General features: G+C 43.7%; 23 protein-coding genes. 14 read left to right on the top strand and 9 right to left on the bottom strand.

Features of this window, described 5'->3' with window-relative positions:
• Positions 1-7 precede the first annotated feature (7 nt).
• On the top strand, positions 8-1249 hold the full coding sequence (locus ATG71_RS22710; RefSeq protein ID WP_098441621.1) for an MFS transporter: 1242 nt from the start codon (positions 8-10) through the stop codon (positions 1247-1249).
• Positions 1250-1278: 29 nt separating this feature from the next.
• Positions 1279-1884 carry a flavin reductase family protein gene (locus ATG71_RS22705; RefSeq protein WP_353616301.1) on the top strand — a complete coding sequence of 202 codons (606 nt, stop codon included), beginning with the start codon at positions 1279-1281 and terminating at the stop codon, positions 1882-1884.
• A gap of 281 nt (positions 1885-2165) precedes the next feature.
• Here ATG71_RS22705 and ATG71_RS23890 read toward each other — a convergent pair whose 3' ends face one another.
• From ATG71_RS23890 to ATG71_RS22695, 3 genes are all read right to left on the bottom strand, one after another.
• Positions 2166-2294, bottom strand: a complete 129-nt coding sequence (locus ATG71_RS23890; protein ID WP_286163102.1) for a hypothetical protein — start codon at positions 2292-2294, stop codon at positions 2166-2168.
• Positions 2295-2411: 117 nt separating this feature from the next.
• Positions 2412-2597, bottom strand: coding sequence for a hypothetical protein (locus ATG71_RS22700; protein ID WP_098441619.1), 186 nt, complete (start codon positions 2595-2597; stop codon positions 2412-2414).
• A 53-nt stretch (positions 2598-2650) separates the two neighbouring features.
• Positions 2651-3481 carry a type II toxin-antitoxin system SpoIISA family toxin gene (locus tag ATG71_RS22695; RefSeq protein ID WP_098441618.1) on the bottom strand — a complete coding sequence of 277 codons (831 nt, stop codon included), beginning with the start codon at positions 3479-3481 and terminating at the stop codon, positions 2651-2653.
• Positions 3482-3625: 144 nt separating this feature from the next.
• Here ATG71_RS22695 and ATG71_RS22690 point away from each other — a divergent pair, with 144 nt between their 5' ends.
• The 3 genes from ATG71_RS22690 to ATG71_RS22680 all read left to right on the top strand — a co-directional run bounded on the left by ATG71_RS22690 (position 3626) and on the right by ATG71_RS22680 (position 5396).
• On the top strand, positions 3626-3892 hold the full coding sequence (locus ATG71_RS22690; protein ID WP_098441617.1) for a DnaB-like helicase C-terminal domain-containing protein: 267 nt from the start codon (positions 3626-3628) through the stop codon (positions 3890-3892).
• Between the two features lie 22 nt (positions 3893-3914).
• Positions 3915-4094, top strand: coding sequence for a hypothetical protein (locus ATG71_RS22685; protein WP_098441616.1), 180 nt, complete (start codon positions 3915-3917; stop codon positions 4092-4094).
• A 207-nt stretch (positions 4095-4301) separates the two neighbouring features.
• Positions 4302-5396, top strand: coding sequence for an L-dopachrome tautomerase-related protein (locus ATG71_RS22680; protein WP_098441615.1), 1095 nt, complete (start codon positions 4302-4304; stop codon positions 5394-5396).
• Between the two features lie 122 nt (positions 5397-5518).
• Here the strand turns inward: ATG71_RS22680 and ATG71_RS22675 are convergent, their stop codons facing one another.
• The 6 genes from ATG71_RS22675 to ATG71_RS22650 all read right to left on the bottom strand — a co-directional run bounded on the left by ATG71_RS22675 (position 5519) and on the right by ATG71_RS22650 (position 8548).
• Positions 5519-5818, bottom strand: a complete 300-nt coding sequence (locus ATG71_RS22675; protein ID WP_098441614.1) for a spore coat protein — start codon at positions 5816-5818, stop codon at positions 5519-5521.
• Between the two features lie 18 nt (positions 5819-5836).
• Positions 5837-6031 carry a hypothetical protein gene (locus ATG71_RS22670; RefSeq protein ID WP_098441613.1) on the bottom strand — a complete coding sequence of 65 codons (195 nt, stop codon included), beginning with the start codon at positions 6029-6031 and terminating at the stop codon, positions 5837-5839.
• Between the two features lie 17 nt (positions 6032-6048).
• Complete coding sequence (locus tag ATG71_RS22665) at positions 6049-7185, bottom strand: zinc-dependent alcohol dehydrogenase (protein ID WP_098441612.1); 1137 nt, start codon at positions 7183-7185, stop codon at positions 6049-6051.
• Between the two features lie 18 nt (positions 7186-7203).
• Positions 7204-7572: a spore coat protein gene (locus ATG71_RS22660; RefSeq protein ID WP_098441611.1), complete on the bottom strand. Its 369-nt coding sequence runs from the start codon at positions 7570-7572 to the stop codon at positions 7204-7206.
• A 17-nt stretch (positions 7573-7589) separates the two neighbouring features.
• Entirely contained in the window at positions 7590-7835 is a 246-nt protein-coding gene (locus ATG71_RS22655; protein WP_098441610.1) for a spore gernimation protein GerQ, read from the bottom strand.
• Positions 7836-8059: 224 nt separating this feature from the next.
• Positions 8060-8548, bottom strand: coding sequence for a CBO0543 family protein (locus ATG71_RS22650; protein WP_098441609.1), 489 nt, complete (start codon positions 8546-8548; stop codon positions 8060-8062).
• 323 nt (positions 8549-8871) lie between these two features.
• On the opposite strand from ATG71_RS22650, the gene ATG71_RS22645 reads away from it, so the two are divergent.
• The 9 genes from ATG71_RS22645 (at position 8872) to ATG71_RS22605 (ending at position 20843) form a co-directional block, all read left to right on the top strand.
• Positions 8872-9588 carry an Ltp family lipoprotein gene (locus ATG71_RS22645; RefSeq protein ID WP_098441608.1) on the top strand — a complete coding sequence of 239 codons (717 nt, stop codon included), beginning with the start codon at positions 8872-8874 and terminating at the stop codon, positions 9586-9588.
• Positions 9589-9946: 358 nt separating this feature from the next.
• Positions 9947-11734 carry a sensor histidine kinase gene (locus ATG71_RS22640; protein ID WP_098441607.1) on the top strand — a complete coding sequence of 596 codons (1788 nt, stop codon included), beginning with the start codon at positions 9947-9949 and terminating at the stop codon, positions 11732-11734.
• Positions 11709-13301, top strand: a complete 1593-nt coding sequence (locus ATG71_RS22635; protein ID WP_286163101.1) for a response regulator transcription factor — start codon at positions 11709-11711, stop codon at positions 13299-13301. The genes ATG71_RS22640 and ATG71_RS22635 overlap by 26 nt, the downstream gene beginning before the upstream one ends.
• Positions 13298-14635, top strand: coding sequence for an ABC transporter substrate-binding protein (locus ATG71_RS22630; RefSeq protein WP_098441606.1), 1338 nt, complete (start codon positions 13298-13300; stop codon positions 14633-14635). Before ATG71_RS22635 ends, ATG71_RS22630 begins: the two co-directional genes overlap by 4 nt.
• Positions 14636-14806: 171 nt before the next feature.
• Positions 14807-15772 carry an ABC transporter permease gene (locus tag ATG71_RS22625; RefSeq protein WP_483295324.1) on the top strand — a complete coding sequence of 322 codons (966 nt, stop codon included), beginning with the start codon at positions 14807-14809 and terminating at the stop codon, positions 15770-15772.
• A 15-nt stretch (positions 15773-15787) separates the two neighbouring features.
• Positions 15788-16666 (top strand): carbohydrate ABC transporter permease, encoded by an 879-nt coding sequence (locus ATG71_RS22620; protein WP_098441605.1) that lies wholly within the window; start codon positions 15788-15790, stop codon positions 16664-16666.
• 28 nt (positions 16667-16694) lie between these two features.
• Positions 16695-18308: an ABC transporter substrate-binding protein gene (locus ATG71_RS22615; protein WP_098441604.1), complete on the top strand. Its 1614-nt coding sequence runs from the start codon at positions 16695-16697 to the stop codon at positions 18306-18308.
• 65 nt (positions 18309-18373) lie between these two features.
• Positions 18374-19879 (top strand): glycoside hydrolase family 32 protein, encoded by a 1506-nt coding sequence (locus tag ATG71_RS22610; RefSeq protein ID WP_286163100.1) that lies wholly within the window; start codon positions 18374-18376, stop codon positions 19877-19879.
• Positions 19880-19883: 4 nt separating this feature from the next.
• Positions 19884-20843: a carbohydrate kinase family protein gene (locus ATG71_RS22605; protein ID WP_098441603.1), complete on the top strand. Its 960-nt coding sequence runs from the start codon at positions 19884-19886 to the stop codon at positions 20841-20843.
• Positions 20844-20984 lie beyond the last annotated feature (141 nt).

Raw genomic sequence — 20984 nt, 5'->3', positions numbered from 1 at the left:
TAGAGAGATGAATACAGTTCATCAACAGATGGAGAGGGGCGTTTACCGGGAACCTTGGAGAATGCTTGGGTTCCTGCTCCTTGCCCAGTTACTGGTAGCTTTCATCGGGAGAAGTGTGGGGCCGCTGGGAGTCCTCATTGGAGAAGATCTGGAGTTGACTAAATCTCAAATCGGCATGCTGCCTGCCGCCCTCTTTCTGGGGCAGGGACTTGCTTCGATCCCGGTAGGGTTTGTCGTCGATCAAACAGGTTCAAAAAAATTGCTGCTTGTTATCTCTTTAGTTGTAGGCGGCAGCTTCATTCTCATGACATTTTCCCATCATTTCGGGTTCGTCCTCCTTCTCGTCGTCATTGGGGGATTGGGGTACGGAGCGATGCACCCAGTGACAAATAGGGGGATCATTCATTGGTTCCAGCGGACTCAACGCGGATTAGCCATGGGAATCAAGCAGACAGGCATCACCACAGGATCAGCACTTGCAGGGCTGGTTCTTCTGCCTTTGGCCTCGGTTTACGGGTGGAGGCATGTGGTTGCCATAGCGTGTGTTTTGCTGATCATTGGCGGGGTGGTTGCTTTTACCCTTTATCATGATTCAGTTAAGGAAACGAATAGTGGGGAGAAGGACCGTGCCTCATTTTTATATTCAATGAAACATTTGTTGGCGAATAAGCCGTTGATGATCGTCAGTATCAGTGCGATGGGGTTGAGCGGTTCCCAGCTGTGCCTGGTCACCTATATCGTCATCTACTGCTATGAATACTTGCACATCTCCCTTTTTTTATCCGGGGTGCTTCTGGTCATTTCAGAAATATGCGGATCGATCGGCCGCATCGTCTGGGGGCTTATCAGTGACCGGCTGTTTAAAGGGAAACGCGTCATTGTGCTGATGATCATTTCGGGAATCGCCGGGGCGGCGAGTTTGATTCTGGCTTTCTTGCCGTCCCATACGGCGATTCTGGTGATGATCCCAATCACGATGGTGTTCGGTTTTGCTATATCAGGTTTTAATGCGCTGTGGATGAATGTGGCCAGTGAGGTTGTGGATGTCAGGTTTTCAGGGTTGTCCAGCGGATTTAGTATCACACTTGGCTCATTGGGTGTCATCACGTTGCCGCCGTTGTTTGGATTTGTTGTCGATTCTTTCGGGAGTTTTACGGCTGGATGGCTGATGATCGTCGGTGTGATGATTGCTGTATTTTTGTTACTTCTATTATTGATTTTGGAGTTGAAAAAGAAAGCCGTATACTAGGTATGAGATTCAGATGCACATGAAAGGAGATGGGAATAGTGGAATTTAATCCTGAAGAGTTAGAAGAAAAACAAGTCTATAAACTGTTGAGCGGATCCGTGGTGCCGAGGCCCATCGCATGGGTGTCCACCATATCCGAATCGGGCGAATTGAATCTTGCGCCGTTCAGCTTTTTTTCGGTGGCGTCAAGGAATCCGCCTATGCTCTCGATTTCTGTTGGACCAGGTGTGGGAGAGAGGGAAGGGACGGAAAAGGATACGCTCGTTAATATTCGGGGACAGAAAGAATTTGTGATTAATGTCGTTCCCACATTCCTGGGAAATGAAATGCAGAAGAGTGCTGATAACCTTCCGAGCAGCGTTGATGAGTTTGAAGCGGCGGGAGTGACGGGGGTTGACAGTGTCGTTGTGAGACCGAAGCGTGTGAAAGAGGCCCCCATCCAAATGGAATGCAGGCTTGAACAGATTATTCAGCTTGGGAGCGATCACTTAATCATCGGCCGAATGCTGCGTTATCATATTAATGAAGAGTATTATTTAGGAAACTATAAGATTGATTTGGATAAACTGCAGCCGCTCGGGAGGCTGGCGGGTAATTATAGTGAGATGGGGGATTATTTTTATTTGCCGAGGTGAGTGGTTGGGGGCATGGGGGATAGGTACCGCGGTTTTTTAATTGAAATAAACCGGATTGCCTGACCCTACGGTTGATGTTTGATTAATGAGGATTTTCTGTCTTGTAACATCTCGAGCAGCGTTTTAATTGTCTATTAAGAAGTCGCTGCATGATTATGGCTTTTTATTTTGGACATAGCAGTCACGCCCATATACACATTAAAAAAAGCGAGCTCAATGCTTGCTTTTTTATGTATCATATTCTTTTTAGAACGATTTCATCCTGCTGTCTATCCCCTACCTTACCCAAACATCCCTTTGATTGACTTAATGACTTTCAGTGCTTCTTTATTCTTTTTATCTATTTTAGTTTCGCCTTTGAGATGCGTGACTTTTTTGGGGGTTGGTTTCTTATTTGGGTTCTTGTCCATGTTTTTCCCTCCTGTCAGGGTTTCATTACTATCCATCTTATTCAGGAGGGGGAAGAAGTATACAACTAAATAAAAACGCAGGATGCATGATTGTGCTTCCTGCGAGTCTTGTTACTTCTATTGATTGTTGATAAATTGCAGCACCTTTTTATTCAACTGCTGGACATTCAGAGACATTTTACTCGTTGATTTCTCAGATAGATGGGTCACTCTGGAAGCACTGGCTGACACTTTTACCCGCCGGCCGTTTACTGTGATCACTTTCCCTTTTCTTGATTCTTTTTCTTTAAATTGCCCGATCATGTAAAACCCTCCCTTATTGAAGTGGTCTTTCTATCATTATACCACGGTTCGTTTTAAAGCGAATAGAAGAGATAGATTAAATTGGTGATGTGAATCGCATCTACCTCTAACACATCACCCATTTCCTTTTTTAAGACGATAATGAACTGGTCTGTATTCGTAAATACCGGTACAAGCATGCTTTCGTCATCAACAAGGGACACGACAGCGGATTGTGCCAGGCTTTCTACATCCTCTTCTTCACTGTTTAAAGCAAAATTATTTATGGTCTTGATTTGTTCTACTGTCATCCTGATTCCTTCTGTTAAGCGGTAGGCTTCGACAAGTACTTGGATCTCATCAGCAGCCAATCCTCCTATCACGGCCGGATCTACATCATCTGCTGAAAACTCTATATCCCGGATCCGGTGAATCTGCACGTTGAATCCGAACTTCTCTGCATATATATCCAGATAGTTTTTTAACTCTTGTTCCGTGTAACTCCTTGATGGTGAGAGAAGCTCATTGTTTTTCTGGATCATTTCAGAGACTGCTTCAACTCGGTAGACCATGGCCTTATGGATCTTGTCATTGGTCTTGATGATATCTTCAACATAATCGGTGTATTGAAACTCGGCACTCCAAATTTTCATAATGCTCGGAGTGAGAAGAATGGCTAAATCCATGAAAATCACGATTGAAGTCAAGGTCAAGATAAACTCCCAATTAGACAATTGGAGTTCATCTATCAACAAACCGGTGGATATCGCTACTATAAACAATGTATAAAGGCTTTTCCGCAGTGTCCGAAGAGACAAATGATATTTTAAGGGATAAAAGATGAAAAAAACCAAATTCGCCACCGAATAGACCAACAAAACCATGATGAAAATTTTAAACGCCATATCTACCCTCCATTGCTTATTTCGTTTCCTGTCTCAAAATCTATTATTCTAATTCTCTGAAACTACCTGTCTATTTTATCTTACCGGAAAATAGGTTAATGATTCCATTTATTTTCCTTAGGTAGTCTGAATCGGCTACGGACGATGCACGAGAAAAACAAGTACCGCGGTTTTTTTCTGAAAAAAAGACCGGAGTACCTGTCCCCGTGGATTCATCTGGATTCGAAGAACGGGCAGGAAGTGGAATTAAAAATTGCGAAGAACCGGAATGGACCGGTGGGGACGGTGAAGTTGGAGTTTGTGAAAGAGTTTGGGCGGTTTCGTTGGGGGATGGATGAAGCAGGGGGACGGTTCTGTTGCTTCGGTTTGAGTGAGCCGGAGGGACAGATCCGTTGGTTCAAGGACAGGTGATGATAAATGGGGAGGGATTGGGATGTTGGTGACGGATTATGCGAAGGGGAATGAGTTGGAGGTTCGGATGGAGAGTTTGAAGGTGTATGGGGTGCTGGTGGGGGTGTTGGGTGAGAAGCGGGAGAGGCGTGGGGATGGATATGGGTTGGTGAGTTATCGGGAGTTGTGGGAGGGATGTAAGGAGGCTGGGGTGAGGTGTTAAGTGGATGAAATGGAAGCGGGAGAACCGTCCCCATGCTTACCCATGCTTAATAAGAAATTGGAAAAGGTATTGGTACGTTTCCGAAACAACCGAAAACAATCAATTCAATCGTTTTTCCGTATCGATAACTTACTAAAAAAACAGGCACTAGAAAAAGTTTACAACATATATAGGTGATATCCCGTTTGAATGCTTGAGGAGGATATTATGAAGCTAATGTTACCTAGTGAAAAATATTTCGGTAAGTTTGAACTAGTTTATACATTTAATGGAGCTATGCCTACAGGTGTTAGTGTTTCGGAAACTGGTCGTATTTTCATTTGTTTTCCGAAGTGGGGAGACGATGTTCAATTTACGGTTGCCGAAATTGTGGAAGATAAACTGCAGCCTTACCCTAACTTACAAACCAATTTGGTTAACGCTGGGAATATCAGAACGACTTTCATCAGTGTCCAAAGTGTAGTGGTGGATGGAAGGGGAACGCTTTGGGTATTAGATACAGCGGCACCAAATTTTTCTGAACCAATTAAAGGTGGAGCAAAATTAGTCGCTGTTGATTTAAAAACCAATACAATTAGAAGAGTGTATACCTTCACAGAAGATGTAGTCCTGCCAACAACTTACCTTAATGATGTCCGATTTGATTTTCGTGTTGGAAACGCTGGTTATGCCTATATAACGGATTCTTCTTCCAAAGGACCAGGAGGTATTATCGTTTTAGATTTAGAAAATGGCAACGCGTTTAGACGGTTAACTGGAGCAAATTCAACTTCACCGGATCCCTATTTTATACCGAAAGTAGAAGGGAAAGTGTTGATGAATCGAAATAAAGATGGCGGAACTTCTCCATTTAGATTAGCGTCTGACGGTATTGCGATTTCTCCCAATGGAAAGGTATTATATTTTTGTCCACTAACAAGCCGTCATCTATACTCGATTCCCACAGAAGCCCTGAGAGACAGAAATATACCGGACATGGATTTACCTTATCATGTGGAGTATTGGGGAGAAAAAGGTGCATCTGATGGAATGATTACAGATGCAAAAGGGGCCGTTTATGCTGGAGATTATGAGAATAATAGTATCCGAAAGATATGGCCAAATGGCACAATGGAAACCATCGCACATGACCCGAGAATTTTATGGCCGGATACTTTTTCGATTGGTCCGGATGGATACTTATATGTCATTGTGAACCAATTACACCGGCAGGCAAGATTTCATTATGGAAAAGATCTGCGACAAAAACCTTATAGTTTACTTCGTATGAAAATTGGTGAATTTCCTGCTCCTACCATTTGATGAAAAAACGAATTTGTAATTGTAAAAAAATTGTGGGCACAAAAGGGGGGATTATATATTTAAATATTTTTTGGTTTGTTAGGAACAGTTTTGGTTGGTAATCCTAAACTGTTCCTATTTTTTTATAGAGTTGGTAAGTTCAATGCTGTATCAATATTATTTAAATCTAAATCGATTTGTTCGTTTGTATCCCAAGCATGATACCATCCTTTTTCTTCCATATATAAAGAAACTTGTTCATGCATATCAAGAGCATCTGTTAAATGACGAGTGAGCATTTCTTTAATTTCCGGCGTTCCTGATTCTGTAACAGCCATGGCAAAATTTCTAACTCCACTCTTAGCTGCAATCAGTAAATCCATTGCAACCACTTGATCCGATAGTGCGTTCATGCCAGTTAAATTTTCAACGATTGGATTCATGTTCATTCACCTCCTAATTTACTGCTTAGCGTTCGAAAGAATAGAAGCATATTCTTGTAATTGTTTTGTAGATACATCAATGTCTTGCTGCATAATATCTTTTAATTGCTGATCTGTAACTAACGCTTTCATCGTTTTGGACTTAGTCAGACAATTGGTCTTAAATGCAGCCATCTCATGGACCTCAAGAACTTCATGCAAGGCGTAGTTCATTTTTTATACCTCCTTCCTTAAGGTTTCAACACGACTTTAATACATTCATCCATTTTTGTGTCAAAAATCTCATAGCCATGTTTTGCTTCACTAAGAGGAAGGACATGACTTACGACATCTCCTGGATCAATTTTTCCGGTCGAAACTAATTCAAACATATATGGCATATAATGAATAACAGGTGCTTGTCCAGTTCGAATATTGACGTTTCGGTTCATAATATCTCCCATTGGGAATCCATTATATTTACCGCCGTAAACGCCCGTGACTTGAATTGTTCCGCCTTTACGCACTGCTTGTGAAGCCATTATAAACGCACTGAATGCTCCCCCTTGGAGCTTCATTCCACTCGCAAGGAACTCCATATCAGTCATTTTACCGTCCATACCAACAGCGTCAATAACAACATCTGCCCCGCCTTTGGTAATTTCCTTAAGATAATTTCCTACATTCACATGGTCCTCAAAGTTAACAATTTCTACTTTGTTAGTGCGCTTGGCGTGCTGCAGACGATAATTGACGTAATCAACGGCAATTACTCGCTTTGCTCCTTTTAACCAGCAGAATTTTTGAGCAAAAAGACCAACCGGACCGCAGCCAAATACAATAACTGTATCTCCGGCCTTTACGCCTGCATTGTCAACACTCCAAAAACCTGTAGTCATCGCATCGGCAATAACTGATAACTTTTCATCAGGTTCTTCACAAGTCTCAGGGATTTTGAAATGAGTAAAGTTGGCAAACGGCACTCTCAAATATTCAGCTTGCCCGCCTGGATAACCGCCAGTCGTTCCCGAATATCCGAAATACGCTCCCATGTCACCATTATCATTAGAATTATCACATTGGCTTTCCAAATGGTTTTTACAATACATGCATTCCCCGCAGGCAATGTTAAAAGGAATAATAACCCGATCCCCTTTTTTTACTTTCGTAACATTTGGTCCAACCTCTTCAACAATTCCCATCGGTTCATGGCCAATAACATAGTTTTCTTGCAGGTTAGGAATCATGCCATGAATTAAATGTAAATCAGACCCACATATAGCTGTACTCGTTACTTTAATAATCATGTCATCTGGTTTTTCAATCTTTGGATCTGGAACGTCTTTGACTACAACATTCTTAATACCTTGATACGTTACTGCCTTCATTGGTTACAGCCTCCAGTGTTAGTGATCATCAGGTGTCCGGTCAAATAACCCTTTTCTATTGGTCTCAACAGGAAATAGATTCATTTTGCCAATCATCAATGTATTGTTGGCTGAGAGTTGATCTAGTTTATACTGTTCACTTAGTTCATATGGATGGAACCATTTTTTATTAATCATTAGGTCTGTAATTTCTTGATGCATGTCAATCCCTTGCATTAACTGTTTTCGCAAGAGGATTCTAACATCAGGTGATGCGGACTCCGTTAATGCGACAGCAATACTGCGGACACCTTCTTTGGCACGAAGAAGTAAATCCATCGCAAAGGTGGTGTCTGCAAGCTCGGGAACATGTAACGCGTTTATCGGATCTAAATAGTCATTATTCAATGGTCTTTACCTGCCTTTCAATTAACAATTGGTGTTGGGCGATTTTGAGGAACAGGTGCTTCAAAAGGTGCTCGAGCATAGATTGCCTGTAACTCTCCAAGGGCTTGGATTGATTGGTCAACATCTTTTTTCATTAAATTTCTCAAATCCTGATCAAACACCAATCCTTGCATTAGTTTTGATTTGGCTAAGCAAAGGGTTTTAAAGTTAATAACTTCATGTAAATCTAATGACTCATGATCGGCTAATTTTTGAATATCCATTTCTAATCAACCTCCTTATTCGTTAATGCAATCAAATTGTATTGTTCCAAAATAGGAGGAAAAAATTCTTTAATGTTTTTTCTCGAATGGTTGGAACATTTATACATTGTGAAGGAAGATTGTTGTGGCGGTCTTTTTCTTGTTCTAAAAAATGTTTAACCAGAAATATCTGGTTGAACACGAAGGGAAGAAGTTTTACTCTCTTGTGATTAAGAAACTCAATCTTAAGAAAAATGGTATTTAGTATTGAAGAGACTTCTTATAATAGACATTGAAAATCTGACCAATAAAAAGGAAAAAGAAAGCGAATAGAAAGTGGTTTTCCAATTCCACCCCTTTTTATATTTAACAAGCTGAGTATTTTTTTCTAGCCATAGCTCAGTAATAGTCATCGGTACACTGAAATACAGAACTTTTAAAAGGCACTGAATCATGCGAGAATCCTTAGTCATTTGATTATAAAAGACACAAGAAATTGGGAAAAGTATGTAATCAAAAACCAAACTTGTTCTAACTCGTTTTGGAAATCGGGTGGGATATTTAACATAACCTTTACTTACAATTAGTTGATCGACCAATGATGCATAATAACTTTTAATTAAGAAAACAAGGAGCCAGTCCTTTGCAAGTGGTTTTTTAATTAAGTAAATAAAGGAACTAATACCAAAGAAATAAAGCAATCTTATAAGATTTTTTTCAAATTTACGACTCATGTTGAGCACCTCCATAAGATAGGTTATCTCTAATGCAGGTGGTTATACTTAAGACATTCGAAGATAGGTTAAGTAAACAATGAATAAACAAGGTTTGATTATAATATGAAATTTTCCCCTGATTTTGAATATATTCACTTAAACATATGGGTGCTTTACTTCATATATTTGTGACTGACCCCAGGTTCGACAAAACGTTATCGTCCCAGGGGGAAGGGCTCCTTTTTCTGTTAAGTTACCTGTCCCCTTGGTTCCCTGCATGTTTGATAAGTAAGGAAAATATACTACTTATGTATGCTTACTATTTGAAGGGGGTACGGCTAGTGGGGGAAACACCAAAGAAGAAAAAACCGTTCTATAAAAAGTGGTGGGTCTGGGTCATTGCGATTCTGATTGTTGTAGCAGCTGTTGGTGGGAATGGTGATGAGACGGTTGATACGAAGAAAAAGGAAGTCAAATCAGAAGCTACCGAACCCGTGGCGGTTAAGCCAAAAAAGTCAGAAGAGAAAAAAGAGGAACCTAAAACGGAACAGCCTAAAACAGAGGAACCCAAAAAAGAAGAATCAAAAGTGGAAGATGACGTCCCAGCAGAACATGCATCCGCTTTGAAAAAAGCGAAAACATACGCTGAGATCATGAATATGTCCAAAGCTTCGATCCATAACCAATTAGTTTCAGAGTTTGGTGAAAAGTTTTCCGAGGAAGCGGCTGAGTATGCCATGGAGAAGCTTGAATATGATTGGAAGGACAATGCTTTGAAAAAGGCGGAATCTTACTCTGATACTATGTACATGTCAAAGCAAGGCATCTATGATCAGCTCATTTCAGAGCACGGTGAACAGTTCACTTCGGAAGAAGCACAATATGCGATTGATACGATAAAAGCTGATTTTAAGAAGAACGCCCTGGAAAAAGCAAAAAGTTATCAAGATTCCATGGCTATGGCACCAGAAGCGATAAGAGACCAGCTCGTTTCTGATTACGGCGAACAGTTCACTCAAGAGGAAGCGGATTACGCTATTCAACATTTGACTGAATAATATCATAAACATCAATTGGTGTCTGATCCTCAAGATGGAAAAACGTTACCGTACAAAGGGCAGGCACTATTTTAAAAAAAAGAGAAATAAAGACCGTCCTGAAACATTCACGACGGTCTTTTTCCTTTTTACCTTTTGTGCTTCCATAGTTTAAGGATGCTGATGGAAGCAGTAGAACCGTTCCCATGCTTCTGAGGGTAAGGTTTTAAGTGGATGAAATGGAAGCAGGAGAACCGTCCCTGTGCTTCTCCACCTTTTTCTCTCTTTTTACCCCACCCATTCTATGGTAAATTTAGTAGAATAGTAGTTTCACTTTTCAAACAATAGAATCCTATACTGCATTAACCATGGAGGCCATATGTTTTTCTCACTTCGCAATCGATTATTTATGATCTTCACCTTGCTGCTGACCTTTCCTTTTCTCGTTCTGTCGATTCTGATTCCCAACTGGTTTACGTCCATCATGGAGGAACGTACGACGAGTTCGACGATTGAAATGATGGAACAGTATTCCCTGTATATTGATTCGATTACGTCGCAGGCAGAGGATTTAGGAAAGCAGGTACTGGTGAACCCTACGACTCAGGATTGGATCAAATCCGAGGAGGATGAAAGGGAGGCAACGGATGCTGAACGTCTCCTGATGAAAAACCAGTTAAAGGCGGAGTTATCTTCGATGATGATCAACAATTCCAAGTCGATGTCCGTATCGGTTTACCTCAATGATGGGACTGGGACTGCCGGGAATCTTCCTCCTCTGGAGAAAACCATTTGGTTCGATGATTTTTATAAAGACGATCAACGCTGGCTGAGGTCTCATAATGATCTGATGGCGGATCAGGTGAATAGTTATCTTCTTCCTCTCTTTGATATTAATACGCTTGATTTATCCGGGGTGATCAAGGTGAACTTTCCATCGTCCCTTCTTGAGAATGCCTTAAGCAAGATCAAGCTGGGTGAGAACGGAAGAGTCTATCTCCTGGACAGCAGCGGCAGAAATGTGCTGACGGGCAGCATTGATACACCGGAGAATGTAGTAAAAGAAAGTTTAAAGACCATTAAGACGGAAACAAACAGCTCGGGATTAATAGAGGTCCCTTTCGAGAAAGAAGAGTATATGATTTTCTATCAGAAGGCAAAGGTAGGGGATTGGGTACTGGTCAGTGAGATTACCAAGTCTGAACTCTTCTCACAGATTAATGAGCTTCAGAGGAATCTCCTATTGACGAGTGGATGGATTTTTTTATTGACGATCATGGCGTCTTATCTTTTTTCTTCTACTATCGTAAAGCCTTTGGGGAAATTGACCGGTGCCATGAAGCTGGTTGAAAAGGGAGAATTTAAGAAAGCGAAACAATTGATTCCTTCCATTAAGACAGCAAATGATGAGATTGGCTATGTGGTGGATGTGTTCGGCCAGACGACCAACCGCCTCGACACCCTGATCGAAACGGAATATGAAGCCAATATCCGCAGACGGGATGCGGAATACAAGGCGTTGCTGCTGCAAATCAATCCCCATTTCTTCAATAATACGCTGGAAACCATCGGTGGTCTTGCAGCTCAAGGGAAGAACAAAGAGGTGATTGATGTCACAATCCACTTAGGGAGGATCATGGGATATTCCCTCAATACGGAATCGGACATGGTGACGCTCGGAGAAGAAATGACCTATATACGGAGGTTTATGGAAATTCTGAAGCTGCGCTATGAAGAGGCTCTTTCCGTTTCCATTGAGGAAGATCCTGAGGCCTCTACGCTCCCGATCATTAAGTTCGTCATCCAGCCACTTGTGGAGAATTCTGTGAAATATAGTTTCATAGAAAAAACGGAGGCCGTTCTTCGCATTGCGACGAAGAAAATGGATGACTGTGTGGAGATTGTGATTGAGGATAATGGAATTGGTATCCCTGAGTCTATTGTGGAAGAGTTGGAACGTGACCTGAGTCGTCATGAAACCAGTCAAGTACTTGAAAGCAAAGGACGAAGCATCGGGCTTAAAAATGTCCTGGGACGTTTGAAGCTGTATTACGGAGAACATTTCACCTATCACATTACATCCAAAGAGAATATAGGCACAACCATTGTCTTACGCATAAAAAGTGGAGAGGGGGATCTTCATGTTGAAAGTGATTCTGGTCGATGATGAAATTCAAATCCGAAGAGGGTTGAAGTGGAAAGTGGATTGGGAAGAGGAAGGCTTTGTGATTGCCGGTGAAGCCTCCAATGGTAAGGAAGCCTTACAGGTCATTGAAGAGGTGATGCCTGATCTTGTCCTGACCGATGTCAGGATGCCGGTCTTGGACGGGATGCAGCTTGTGAAAGCGTTATCGGGTAAGTATCCTGAGATCAAGGTAATCGTCCTGTCGGGATACGCGGATTTCGAGTATGTACGTTCCTCTTTGGTCGAAGGAGTGAAGGATTATCTCCTTAAGCCGGTCGATCCCGAGGAATTGACGGCTGCCCTCAGGAAAAGCAAGGGCGAAATTGAAGCGGAGAAGCAGAGAAGGGTGGAATCGGACAGAATGAACCAATTCCACGCCGAGGAAATGAGGGAGCAGTACCTGCTTCATTTGGTGAAGGATGAATGGGCAGAGAAGAATATTTCCAGGGAGAGACTCAGTCAGTTGAAGCTTGATGTGCTGGTGGGTGAGGACGCTGTCGTCCATTTTATTACCGTAGAGATTCGAAGTAGTGACTCCGAACAAGTGAGGGATTTGTTTCTGCCGTTCAAGATGTTGTGCAGAGAATTATCCTATGAGCACGAAGGCATCATGTCCTTCTATGACGCTAGCTATCCGAATATGATTCATTTTCTATGTCATCATCATTCAGGGGGAGATCAAGTCCCTCACTTTGTTAAGGAGCTGCAAAAGAATGTCAGCGCCTATCTCAATCTTGAAACGGTCATCGGACTGGGGAAAGTGGTCAGGGGCTTATCACAATTAAAGAACGGATATATTTCGGCCCTTCTTTCCTGGAGCCAAAGTTCAGCTGATGTCATGTCCCAGCTTATCGACGGGACATCGAGTAAACAGACCGCCGAGTTCACTGAGGATGCAGAGTGGAAGCTGTCAAACAGTATGGAGCAGGGGGATTTCGAGAGCTTCAAAAAACATCTTCTGACAACTCTTGCTGAATGCGACCGGCAATCAGTGATGTCGTATTCCTTTGCAGCAAGCCGGGTGCTCTTCATGCTTGGATCCATGGCAAGAAAATATGATCTATATACCGATGATTTGAAGAAGAAGATGTGGAATTGTCAACTTGGGATATGGGAACTGACTTCCCGTGACCGGGTTAAAGGAGAACTGTTGGACCTTGCAAGAGTGATTGCGGAAAAGGTGAGTGAAACCCGCCATTCCTCTAATGGCATTGCCATCGTGGAGAATGTAAGGCGGTATATGGACAGGCATTACACGAATGAAATTTCACTCACCTCCCTTGCTGATCAATTCCATATCAACTCGGCCTATTTATCGGAGATGTTCAAAGAACTGGTAGGACAGAATTTCAGCGATTATCTCGTGAATCTCCGGATGGAAAAAGCCCGTTCCCTGTTGATGGACGAACAGTTAAAGGTCATCGAAATTGCCCATCTTGTCGGCTATTCCAATTCCGGATATTTCAGTACGGTGTTCAAAAAGCGATTTGGACAAAAGCCACTTGATTACCGGAAATCCATGACAGAGGATAAGGGGGAGGCACGATGAAGTATAAATTAACCATTATCTATGTTCTGTCTGCGCTATTCATGTTAACAGCAGGCATTTACAGCATCTTCTCCTTCACCTCCTTCAAGGAAAGCAGCAGGGATAAGGCTGGTGAAAGACAAGATGAAAAGCCCGAGATCCACCTGACATTCTGGAGAAACAAAGGGACAGAGCTTGAGAATCAGGCGTATGAAGAGCTGGTGGCTGACTTTAATAAGGAGCATCCTACGATCGAAGTGAAGATGATTCCTGTACCATATGGTGATTATGAGTTGAAACTAAGAACCGAAATGGCAGCGGGTGATCCACCTGATATCTTGACGATCGATACGCCGACTCTCGCCCTTTATGCCAGTGCGGGTGGATTGATGTCCCTGGACGATTATATGAAACAAGAAGGTCATATCGAGGATCTCGCAGCCCCTACGTTGAAGGGGATCACATACGAGGATAAAATCTATTTATCACCCATTGCAGAGTCGAGTGTCGCCCTTTTTTATAATATCCATTTGTTCGAAAAAGCGGGAGTATCCCTCCCTTCCAAAAATCCACATGACCCGATGACATGGGAGGAGGTTCTCGAGGCAGCTAAGAAGATCTCTGCTTTATCACCTGACATCACGGGGATCGACCCGGCTCAAGGATTCCCGGATGGGGAGTCACCTTCCTACTTCAAGATGCCTATCCTTTGGCAATTTGGAGGAGATGTTCTGGATCCGGACAATCAGACAGCGAGTGGTTATTTGAACTCCCCGGCTTCCCTGAGAGCCCTGCAGTTTTATCAGGATCTCTATCAGAAACACCGGGTGGCCAAGGTCGAACTCCCCGAGGAGGCATTGGAGACCGATAAGCTCGGCATGACCGTCCTCGGCTCCTGGATGGTGGAGAGTCTCAGTATGATGAATCCTGATTTCCGACTGGGTGAGGACTTCGGGATTACCGCCCTGCCGAAAGGGAGCGAACAGGCAGTTCCAAACGGAGGTTGGTCCCTCGGTATATCGTCTGAAACCGACTATCCCGATGAAGCATGGGAGTTCGTCCGATATGTCACCAGCTTTGAAGGAGCGAAAAAGTATGTGGAGATCACCGGTGATGTTCCTGCGCGATATTCTGTTGCCGAAGCCTTTCCTGAATTCAATGAGTACCCTAAGAATATTTTTGTGGAACAGGCACAAAAGTACTCAAGGAATAGACCGATTACCCCTGCTTATCCTGTCGTGAGTGAAGCGGTCAAAACGTTATTTGAAGACGTGGGTATCGGAGGGAAAGACGTCAAAACGTCAGCAGATAAGGCGGTAAGAACGATTAATGAAGAACTGAATGATTTAGAGTAGAAACCTTTGGCAGACGCCGGAGGTTTTTTTGTGCGGTGAACTTCCAAAAAATTTAAACTGTTTCATCCGAAAATAGTAAACGTTTTCATTCTGGGATTCTAGTAAAGTGAACTCAACAGGCAGGTCATTGTAGTACAAACAACTTGATTTTTTATAAAGGGGGTCAAACGATTGCAAGAACTTGCGAAGGCAGATACACCAGTCATAACAGAAACACAGAAAAATTCGAAACTCAAAACCAAGCTCCATTATATGAAGAAAAACTATATTCTCTATTTGTTTCTTGCACCGGCCATCATTCTTACGATCATTTTCAAATATGTTCCCATGTACGGCGCATCCATCGCCTTTAAGGATTTCAGTCCCATCAGGGGGATCAATGGAAGTGAATGGGTGGGATTGAAGCACTTCTCGGACTTTCTATCGTCTCCGAATTTCATGGATATCCTGATCAATACGTTGAAATTAAGTTCCTTCGAGCTACTGATCGGGTTTCCGATTCCAATCATCCTTGCACTCATGCTGAATCAGCTCAGAAAAGCAGGAGTCAAGAAAAATCTACAACTCATCCTGTATGCACCCCATTTCATCTCGGTCGTCGTCATCTCGGGTATGATCTTTCTCTTCCTCTCACCTACGGGACCCATTAATGCGATGTTGTCGGTATTTACGGATAAGCCGATTTCGTTCATGTCTGATCCCGATGCCTTCAGAAGCATCTATATCTGGTCAGGGGTTTGGCAGGGCGCAGGGTGGGCATCGATCATTTATGTGGCAGCACTCGCCAATGTAGATCCCCAGCTTCACGATGCAGCAACCGTAGATGGGGCGTCCCTGCTGCAGCGTATCTGGCACATCGATCTTCCGACACTGAAGCCTGTCATGGCGGTTCTGTTCATCCTGGCTGCAGGAGGCATCATGGCGATCGGATTTGAGAAAGCCTATCTGTTACAGACGTCTATGAACCTTCCAGCCTCGGAAATCATTTCGACCTATGTATATAAGCGGGGGCTGCAGGCCGGTGACTATTCATTCGCCACGGCAGTAGGGTTGTTCAATGCCGTCATCAATGTCATCTTGTTGGTTTTCGTCAACCGTGTGGTCAAGAAATTAAACGAAGGCGAAGGCCTTTTATAGAAAGGGGGAAACGAGATGTACCAATACACCAGGAGTGATAAACTCATTCTTTTCATTAACAAAATCCTGCTTGGGGGAATCGTGATCATCGTTCTGTTCCCTTTGATATACGTTCTACTATCCTCGGTTCTTGAACCGAATGTTCTGGTGAAAAAAGGATTCCTCATCAGCGGATCGGATTGGACGCTCGAGGGATATAAACGGATCTTCGAGGACGGGACCATCGTCAAAGGATTCATCAACTCGATTCTCTATTCTGCCGGGTTCACCCTCATCACCGTGAGTGTCTGCATCTTTGCCGGCTATTCCCTCTCGGCTGAAGGGCTTGTCGGTCGAAAGTTCATCATGGTGTTCTTTCTCATCACGATGTTCTTCAACGGAGGATTGATCCCGACGTATATGGTGGTGAAGGACTTAGGGATGCTGAACACGATTTGGGCGATCATCCTCCCAAATGCCATCAACGTCTGGTTCATCATCCTTGCGAGGACGTATTTCAAGTCGATTCCGAATGAGTTGAAGGAAGCGGCCCGAATCGACGGGGCTTCGGAGTTCAAGATTTTCTTGAACATCGTCTTTCCATTATCAAAGCCGATTATCTTTGTCATTGCGCTCTATGCGTTCATCGCACAATGGAATTCTTACTTCGATGCGATGATCTATCTTGAGGACCGGGATTTGTACCCGTTACAGCTCGTTCTGCGATCGATCCTCATCCAGAATGAGGTGCAGCCGGGAATGATCGCTGACCAGCAGGCGGCAGCTGAACTCCAAAGAATTTCAGAGATGATAAAGTATTCATCCATCGTATTAGCGAGCTTACCGCTGATCATTATGTATCCATTCTTCCAGAAATACTTTGAAAAAGGTGTAATGGTGGGATCTTTAAAATAATCTATTTTTTATCAATGGGGGTTTAACAATGGGGAAAAAAACGAAGACAATGTCGGCGATTTTAATGTCAGGCATGCTGCTAGCAGCAGGATGCAGCAACAACAGTGAAAGTGCTTCTTCTGAGAATTATGAACTGGAAAATGTGAAGTTTCCGTTAGAGGAGCAAGTGACTCTTAAGATGATGACATCCAGCTCACCTCTTGCTCCGGATGATCCAAATGAAAAGCTGATCTTCAAAAGGCTCCAGGAAGAAACGGGAGTGAAAATCGACTGGACTAATTATACAGCGGGAGAAACCTTCAATGAAAAACGGAATCTGGCTGTCGCGAGCGGCGAGCTTCCAGACGCGATCATGAATGCAGGATACAGTGATTATGAGCTATTGAAGCTTGCGAAGGATGGCGCGATCGTTCCCGTTGAGGATCTGATTGATGAGCATATGCCGAACCTGAAAAAGGTCTTGGACGCTGCGCCTGAATATCGATCGATGATGACGGCACCGGATGGACATATTTATTCCTTCCCTTGGATTGAGGAGCTGGGTTCAGGAAAAGAAAGTATCCACTCCGTCGATGACTTCCCATGGATCAATGTCGAATGGCTGAATAAACTGGGGCTTGAAATGCCGAAAACAACCGATGAACTTAAAAAAGTCCTGAAAGCATTCAAGACGCAGGATCCAAATGGAAATGGAGAGGCAGATGAAATCCCGATGTCCTTCATCATCAACCATGGAGGTGAAGATGTGTCCTTCTTGTTCGGTTCATTCGGACTCGGTGAGAACTGGGATCACACGGTCGTCACCAACGACGGTGAAGTGAAGCTGACGGCAGCCGATGAAGGATATAAGGATGCCATCAATTATTTGAATGAATTATATAAAGAAGATTTGATTGACGTAGAAGCGTTTGAACAGGATTGGAATACCTACCTGTCGAAAGGGAAAGAAGGACGTTACGGCATGTACTTCACATGGGATAAAGCCAATATCACGGGTATGAACGATCAATACGACCTCATGTCGGCCCTTGAAGGACCTGATGGAACGAAGAATGTGGCAAGAACGAACGGAATGGGATTTGACCGGAACAAAATGGTCATTACGAGTGCGAACGAGAACCTTGAACTGACGGCGAAATGGATCGATCAATTCTATAACCCGCTACAATCGGTTCAGAATAACTGGGGAACATATGGGGATGACAAACAGCAGAACATCTTCGAAATGGATAGTGCCAGTCATTCATTAAAACACCTTCCATTAGAAGGAACGGCTCCTGTTGAGCTCAGGGAAAAGACATCCGTCGGGGGCCCACTGGCAATCCTGGACGAATACTATGGAACCGTGACGACAAAACCGGATGATGCTGCCTGGAGACTCGGACTCATGAAGGAAGTCATGGTACCGGATATGAAGGCGGATAACATCTATCCAAAAGTATTCTTCTCCCTTGAGGAATTAGATAAGCTTTCGAAGATCGAGACCGACTTGCTTGCTTATGTGCAGCGTAAGAAGGCGGAATGGATCACCAACGGGAAAGCCGATGAAGAATGGGCGGATTACTTGAAAGAACTCGACCGCCTCGGGTTACAGGAGTGGTTGAAAATAAAGCAGGATGGATATGACCGTAACCAATCATAATGACATTCAGGCTGTACCTTGCCTCGGCAATCGTGCAGCCTTTCAAATGCAAAAGGAGAATCCATATGACGAATCATTATCAAGAAAAAATGAGCCTTTATTCAGAAACCTATCGTCCACAATTTCATTTTTCGCCGAAGGAAAAGTGGCTGAATGATCCGAATGGGATGGTCTATTTCAAAGGGGAATATCATCTCTTCTTTCAATATCATCCTCATGGAACCACGTGGGGACCGATGCACTGGGGGCACGCGGTGAGTCGTGATTTGATCCATTGGGAGGAGCTGTCGATCGCTCTATATCCAGATGAGCATGGGGCTATTTTCTCTGGAAGCTGCGTCGTGGATTGGAAGAATACATCCGGTTTCTTTGAAGAAGAGAATGGCGGGCTGGTCGCCATTTATACACATGCGGACACCTATCCGGATTCCGATCGTCCAAGGCAGAGGCAGAGCCTTGCGTACAGCCACGATAACGGCAGGACGTGGGAGACATACGAGGGAAATCCTGTCCTGTCAGATGAAGACATTACCGATTACCGGGACCCCAAAGTATTTTGGCATGACGGATCTGAACGTTGGGTCATGGTGCTTGCGACTGGTCAAACGATTACCATTTATACGTCACCTAATTTGATCGACTGGGAATTCGCCAGTGAATTCGGCCAGGACGAAGGAGCCCATTTCGGAGTATGGGAATGCCCGGATCTGTTTCCACTTATGGTCGACGGAAATCACCATCATGTGAAATGGGTGATGCTGGTGAGCATTGGTGACAATCCCGATTTCAAGGAAGGGTCAAGGACGCAGTACTTTGTTGGGGACTTTGACGGCAAGACGTTCATCAACCATCATGGTGCGGACACCATTCTCTGGCTGGATCACGGAAGGGACAATTATGCGGGAGTGAGCTGGTCCGATATTCCTGAAAAGGACGGGAGACGGATTTACCTTGGATGGATGAACAACTGGAGATATGCAAACCAGGTTCCAACTGAAACGTGGAGAGGAGCCATGACGCTGCCTCGAGAATTGACCTTGATTTCTACTGCAGATGGTGTTCAGCTTTTACAAAAACCTGTATCCGAAATCAACGGAATCAGAAAAGAATCAAAGGTCACTAAAGCAATAGAGGTAACGGAAGAAGCATCCTTAATGGATGTGAATCATGAATTAGTGGAAGTGAATCTGGCTGTGACGTTGAAAGGGGCAGAGGAGTTCAGTCTGACGATCCACCATTCATCCGATGAAATAACGAGTATTCGGTACAATCGAATCACTAATATGTTATCAGTCGATCGGACTCAGTCAGGAGAACACGCGTTTTCGGATTCATTCCCGGGAATTTCCGAATGTCCTGTGGCATTAATAGATGATACACTCAGCCTTCAGTTATTTCTGGACGCATCTTCCTTAGAGGTATTTGCACAGGGAGGACGGGGAGTATTAACCAACCTGATCTTCCCACAGGGAACGAACCACACCCTTTCCCTCACTGCCAATGGAGGGAGTGCCAAGGTTGAAGAACTCTTGGTTACCGAGCTTTCAACTATCTGGGGAAAGGAAGTTTGAGCATATGAACGAACCATCGATCCTTTGCATCGGTGAACTGCTCATCGATTTTTTCTGTACCGATATCAATACAGACCTGGCTCAAGGACAACATTTTTCCAAGCAAGCAGGAGGGGCTCCTGCCAATGTATGTGCCACCATCACCACACTTGGGGGGCGAGCCAGGTTCCTAAGTAAGGTAGGAAATGACCCGTTCGGCCATTTCTTGAAAAAGACCATGAAAGATCTTATCATTGATGATTCTTCCATTCTTCTAGATGAGGATCATCCTACGACTCTGGCATTTGTATCATTGAAAGAAGATGGGGAAAGAGATTTCGTGTTTAATCGAGGGGCGGATGCCCATTTGAACAAGGAAGAGCTCCATGAAAGCAACTGGAGGGAATCTTCCATCATTCACTTCGGATCGGCTACCGCCTTATTGGATGATCCCTTTAAATCCGCGTACGTATCTTTTATCCAAACGGTCAAAGAAGCAGGGAAGTTCGTCTCCTTCGATCCGAACTTTCGAAGCGACTTATGGAAAGGGAGAGAAGGGGACTTCATTGGGGTCACGGAGCAGTGCATCAGTCAAGCAGACTTCGTCAAAGTAAGCGAAGAGGAATGTAGGATCATTTCTGGATCCGTCCATCTATCAGATGGAGTCGAACGTTTTCATAGACTCGGAGCCAATACGGTAGCCGTCACCCTTGGGAAGGCTGGAACACTCGTTTCAAATAGAAAAGAATCGTGTATCGTCCCAAGCATCCCCGTTCATTCCATTGATTCAACGGGAGCAGGAGACGCATTCGTTGGGGCGGCACTGCATCAATTCAATCTCCATCAGGATCCAAAAGCCTTCCTGGAGGATTTCGAAGAATTAAAGAACGTCATTTCAACCAGCAATCGCGTAGGGGCTACTGTATGTACAAAAATAGGAGCGATCAGCGCAATAAGAGAATTAGAGGGACGGACCTCTAATTGATGATAGCTATACATTCCTGCACTAGATTGGTGCCTGATGCCCAGCATGGTAAGCTTTAGCGTGCTGGGGGTCAGGCACCGTTTTTTGATGTATATATGTTTAAGCAGAAAAAGAGAAAAGTAGTTTCATGGGTTTATTAAG

This window comes from Bacillus sp. es.034 (genome assembly GCF_002563655.1).
Taxonomy (GTDB): Bacteria; Bacillota; Bacilli; order Bacillales; family Bacillaceae_B; genus Rossellomorea.
This window is presented reverse-complemented; position numbering and strand designations above follow the sequence as displayed.

What these genes read in the sequence shown, in the direction of transcription:
- ATG71_RS22710 (WP_098441621.1), top strand. Translation starts at nt 8, where the DNA reads ATGAATACAGTTCATCAACAGATGGAGAGGGGCGTTTACCGGGAACCT.
- ATG71_RS22705 (WP_353616301.1), top strand. Translation starts at nt 1,279, where the DNA reads ATGGGAATAGTGGAATTTAATCCTGAAGAGTTAGAAGAAAAACAAGTC.
- ATG71_RS23890 (WP_286163102.1), bottom strand. Translation starts at nt 2,294, where the DNA reads ATGGACAAGAACCCAAATAAGAAACCAACCCCCAAAAAAGTCACGCAT.
- ATG71_RS22700 (WP_098441619.1), bottom strand. Translation starts at nt 2,597, where the DNA reads ATGATCGGGCAATTTAAAGAAAAAGAATCAAGAAAAGGGAAAGTGATC.
- ATG71_RS22695 (WP_098441618.1), bottom strand. Translation starts at nt 3,481, where the DNA reads ATGGCGTTTAAAATTTTCATCATGGTTTTGTTGGTCTATTCGGTGGCG.
- ATG71_RS22690 (WP_098441617.1), top strand. Translation starts at nt 3,626, where the DNA reads ATGCACGAGAAAAACAAGTACCGCGGTTTTTTTCTGAAAAAAAGACCG.
- ATG71_RS22685 (WP_098441616.1), top strand. Translation starts at nt 3,915, where the DNA reads ATGTTGGTGACGGATTATGCGAAGGGGAATGAGTTGGAGGTTCGGATG.
- ATG71_RS22680 (WP_098441615.1), top strand. Translation starts at nt 4,302, where the DNA reads ATGAAGCTAATGTTACCTAGTGAAAAATATTTCGGTAAGTTTGAACTA.
- ATG71_RS22675 (WP_098441614.1), bottom strand. Translation starts at nt 5,818, where the DNA reads ATGAATCCAATCGTTGAAAATTTAACTGGCATGAACGCACTATCGGAT.
- ATG71_RS22670 (WP_098441613.1), bottom strand. Translation starts at nt 6,031, where the DNA reads ATGAACTACGCCTTGCATGAAGTTCTTGAGGTCCATGAGATGGCTGCA.
- ATG71_RS22665 (WP_098441612.1), bottom strand. Translation starts at nt 7,185, where the DNA reads ATGAAGGCAGTAACGTATCAAGGTATTAAGAATGTTGTAGTCAAAGAC.
- ATG71_RS22655 (WP_098441610.1), bottom strand. Translation starts at nt 7,835, where the DNA reads ATGGATATTCAAAAATTAGCCGATCATGAGTCATTAGATTTACATGAA.
- ATG71_RS22650 (WP_098441609.1), bottom strand. Translation starts at nt 8,548, where the DNA reads ATGAGTCGTAAATTTGAAAAAAATCTTATAAGATTGCTTTATTTCTTT.
- ATG71_RS22640 (WP_098441607.1), top strand. Translation starts at nt 9,947, where the DNA reads ATGTTTTTCTCACTTCGCAATCGATTATTTATGATCTTCACCTTGCTG.
- ATG71_RS22635 (WP_286163101.1), top strand. Translation starts at nt 11,709, where the DNA reads ATGTTGAAAGTGATTCTGGTCGATGATGAAATTCAAATCCGAAGAGGG.
- ATG71_RS22630 (WP_098441606.1), top strand. Translation starts at nt 13,298, where the DNA reads ATGAAGTATAAATTAACCATTATCTATGTTCTGTCTGCGCTATTCATG.
- ATG71_RS22620 (WP_098441605.1), top strand. Translation starts at nt 15,788, where the DNA reads ATGTACCAATACACCAGGAGTGATAAACTCATTCTTTTCATTAACAAA.
- ATG71_RS22615 (WP_098441604.1), top strand. Translation starts at nt 16,695, where the DNA reads ATGGGGAAAAAAACGAAGACAATGTCGGCGATTTTAATGTCAGGCATG.
- ATG71_RS22610 (WP_286163100.1), top strand. Translation starts at nt 18,374, where the DNA reads ATGACGAATCATTATCAAGAAAAAATGAGCCTTTATTCAGAAACCTAT.
- ATG71_RS22605 (WP_098441603.1), top strand. Translation starts at nt 19,884, where the DNA reads ATGAACGAACCATCGATCCTTTGCATCGGTGAACTGCTCATCGATTTT.